Source organism: Oryzihumus sp., assembly GCF_036391795.1.
GTDB lineage: Bacteria > Actinomycetota > Actinomycetes > Actinomycetales > Dermatophilaceae > Oryzihumus.
This window is the reverse complement of sequence record NZ_DASVZH010000247.1, coordinates 1-3590: the sequence shown is the minus strand read 5'-3', so window position 1 is coordinate 3590 and position 3590 is coordinate 1. Positions and strand designations below refer to the sequence as shown.

The following is a 3590-nucleotide window of genomic DNA, read 5'->3' as shown; positions in this document are numbered from 1 at the left end:
CGGTGCTCGCCCTCGCGGCGTTGTTCGCGGTGCGCGGCCTGCTCGCCGCCGCGATCGAGGCCACCGCCACCCGGGCCGGCGCGCGGGTCTCGACCGCGCTGCGTGAGCGCCTGCTGGCCACTTGGCTGGGGCGCCCGGCCGAGGACCGGCCCGAGAGCTCCCGGGCGCTGACCCTGGCCACCGAGGGCACGACCTCCGTCGAGCCGTACGTGGCGCGGTTCCTGCCCTCCCTCGTCCACGCCGCCGTCGTGCCGGCGATGGCCATCCTCACCCTGGCCTTCGTCGACTGGCCGAGCGCGCTCGTGGTGCTGCTGACGGTCCCGCTGCTGCCGGTGTTCGCGGCGCTGATCGGGCGCACCACGGCCAGGGCGACCGCCGCCCGGTGGCGGGCCCTGGCCACCCTGTCCGGTCACTTCCTGGACGTGGTCCGCGGGCTGCCGACCCTCGTCGCCTACGGCCGCGGGCGCACCCAGGCCGACTCGATCGAGGACGTCAGCCAGCGGCACCGCCGGGCCACGATGCAGACCCTGCGCCTGGCCTTCCTCAGCTCCGCCGCGCTGGAGCTGCTCGCCACCCTCTCGGTGGCGCTCGTCGCGGTGACCGTGGGCCTGCGCCTGGCCGGCGGCGACATGCCGCTCGGGCCGGCGCTGACCGCGATCCTGCTGGCGCCCGAGGCGTACTGGCCGATCCGCCGGGTCGGCGCCGAGTTCCACTCCGCCGCCGACGGTGCCGCCGCTCTGGAGGAGGCGTTCGCCGAGCTGGACCGGACCTCGCAGACCCCGCCCCAGGGCGCCGCACCGCAGGCCCGCGCCACCGGTCTGGCCTACCGCCACCCCGGCGCGCGGACCGACACCCTGACCGCGGTCGACCTCGACGCCCGGCCGGGGCTGACCGTGGTGACCGGACCGTCCGGCTGCGGCAAGTCGACCCTGCTGGAGCTCCTGGCCGGGCTGCGGACCCCCACCGCCGGCCACGTGGAGGTGCCACGGGCCCACCTGCTCACCCAGCAGCCCTTCCTGTCGGCCGGCACGATCCGGGACAACCTGCTGCTCGGCTCCCGCTACGGCACCGGCGACCAGCAGCTGTGGGAGGCGCTGCGCCAGGTCGGGCTCGACGGGCTCGTCGCCGGCCTGCCCGACGGGCTCGGCACCCACGTCGGCGACGACGGGTTCGGCCTGTCCGCGGGGCAGCGCGCCCGGCTCGGCCTGGCCCGGGTGCTCCTGAGCAGCGCGCCGCTCGTGCTGCTCGACGAGCCCACCGCCCACCTCGACCCGGACGCCGCGGCCACCGCGCACCAGGCGATCCGCGACCTGGCCGAGGAACGGGTCGTGGTGGCCGTGACCCACCGCCCCGAGCTGCTCGAGCACGCCGACGCCCACGTCGCGCTGGCGCCGACCGCGGGGACGGTGACCTCGTGACCCGGCCCACGCCCCCGATCCTGCGCGCCGGGCTCATCGGCGCGGCTGCGACCGCCTCCGGCATCGCGCTGACCGCCACCTCGGGGTGGCTCATCGTCTCGGCCAGCGCCCGCCCGGTGATCCTCACCCTGCTCACGGCGATCGTCGCGGTCCGCGCCTTCGGCATCGCCCGGCCCGCCTTCCGCTACCTGGAGCGGCTGCGCTCGCACGACGCCGCCCTGGGCGACCTCGCCGAGCGCCGGACCCGCACCTACCGCCGCCTCGTCCCGCTGACACCGGCCCGGCTCGGCCGGCGCGGCCGCTCCGAGGTGCTGACCGGGGCCGTGCGCGACCTCGACGACGAGGTCGACGCCCTGGTCCGGGTCACCGTGCCGGTGCTCTCGGCCCTGCTCGCCGCGAGCACCGCCGCAGCCCTCACCGTGCTCGTGCTGCCCGACGCCGGGGCCGTCGTAGCCACCCAGGTGGGCCTGGCCGCGCTGCTCGCGGCCGGCCTGTGGCGCGCCGAGCGCAGCACGTATGCCGTGTCGCTGCGGGCACGCGCCGAGGTCGCCCGCGTCTCCGCCCTCGTCGCCGGCAACGCCCTGGAGCTGCAGGCCGTGGGCGGCGCGGAGCAGGCGAACCGGTGGCTGGCCACGGCCCACGTGGACCTCGTGCGGGCCACCACGCGGCAGGGCCGGGTGCGCTCGGTCGGCGTCGGGAGCCTGCTGCTGCTCACCGCGGGCGCGACCGTGGCCTCCGCCGTCCTGGCCGCCCGGGCCGACCTCGCCGGGCCGGTCGCGGCGCTGCTGGTCCTGACCCCGCTGGCCGTCGGCGACGCCCTGGCAGTGCTCCCCGACGCGATGAGCGCCCGCGCCCGGTCCCTGGCCGCCGCCGAGCGCCTGCAGGCGCTGCTCGAGCAGGAGCCCGCGGTCCGGGACAGCGGCGACTGGCCGGTGCCCACCGCCGACGGCGCCGTCCCGGCCCTGCGGCTGCACCGGGTGACCGCGGCCTGGGTCGGCGAGCGCCAGCAGCTCGGCCCCCTCGACCTCGACCTCGAGCCCGGGGAGCACGTCGCCGTCGTCGGCCCCAACGGGTCGGGCAAGTCCACCCTGCTGGCCCTCCTGGCCCGCGCGCTCGACCCCCGCTCCGGGCGCTACGAGCTCGACGGGGACGACGTGCGCGGCCTGGACCTGGAGCAGACCCGCGCCCTGTTCGCCGTCGTCGACGACACCCCGCACGTCTTCGCCAGCAGCCTGCGGGAGAACCTGCGCCTGGCCCGCCCGGGCTGCGGGGACGACGAGATCGGCGCGGCCCTGCTCGACGCCGGGCTGGGGCACTGGCTCGCCGGCCTGCCCGAGGGCCTCGACACCGTCCTCGGCGCCGGAGGGCGCGGCGTCTCCGGCGGCGAGCGCGCCCGGCTGGGCATCGCCCGCGCCCTGCTCTCCGGCCGGCCGGTGCTGCTGCTGGACGAACCGGTCGCCCACCTGGACCACCCCACCGCCGAGGCCGTGGTCGGCGACCTGCTCGACGCCTCCCGCGGGCGGACCGTGGTCATGGTCAGCCACCGCCTGGACGGCCTGGACGGCTTCGACCGGGTGGTCGACCTGGGCGGGACCACCCACCGGGCGGAGGTAGGTTCCTGAGCATGGCCACTGACCCCACCCCACGGCTCGGCGAGCTCGAGCGGGCCGTCATGGAGCACCTGTGGACCCGGACCGGCAACGGCGACGGGCCCGCGACGGTGCGCGAGGTCCACGACGTGGTCGGCGCCGAGCGCGACCTGGCCTACACGACGCTGATGACCGTGCTGGACCGGCTCACCCGCAAGGGCGTGGTCGAACGCGAGCGCGACGGCCGCGCCTGGCGCTATGCCCCGGTGGGCTCCCGCGAGCAGCTGACCGCCCGCACCCTGCGTGACGCACTGGGCGGCCTGGCCGCCGACGACCGTCGCGCGGCGATGGTGCACTTCCTCGACGAGGCCTCCGCCGACGAGATCGCCGACCTGCGAGCCGCGCTCGCAGCCCTCGAGGCCCGTCGCGACGCACCGCCCGCCTGACCGTGCTGATCGTCGCGGCCCTGGTGGTGGTCGCCCTGGTCCTGGCCGGTGCGGCGCCCCGGGTCATGGCCCGGCGCACGGGCTTCCGCCGCTCGCCACGCCCGGCGCTGGTCGTCTGGCAGTGCGTGTCCCTCGCC

General features: G+C 77.7%; 3 protein-coding genes. All 3 read left to right on the top strand.

Annotated elements, in window-relative coordinates; translation table 11 throughout:
* The coding region (gene cydD / locus VF825_RS15300; protein WP_331114837.1) for a thiol reductant ABC exporter subunit CydD at nt 1–1418 on the top strand (1418 nt) is incomplete at its 5' end.
* Nucleotides 1415–3040 carry a thiol reductant ABC exporter subunit CydC gene (gene cydC / locus VF825_RS15295; RefSeq protein ID WP_331114835.1) on the top strand — a complete coding sequence of 542 codons (1626 nt, stop codon included), beginning with the start codon at nt 1415–1417 and terminating at the stop codon, nt 3038–3040. The genes cydD and cydC, both read left to right, overlap by 4 nt.
* A gap of 2 nt (nt 3041–3042) precedes the next feature.
* Entirely contained in the window at nt 3043–3453 is a 411-nt protein-coding gene (locus VF825_RS15290) for a BlaI/MecI/CopY family transcriptional regulator (protein ID WP_331114833.1), read from the top strand.
* The last annotated feature ends 137 nt before the right edge of the window (nt 3454–3590 follow it).

Bases quoted from the DNA above. Each gene is read 5' to 3' on its own strand.
- VF825_RS15290 (WP_331114833.1), top strand. From the start codon at position 3,043: ATGGCCACTGACCCCACCCCACGGCTCGGCGAGCTCGAGCGGGCCGTC.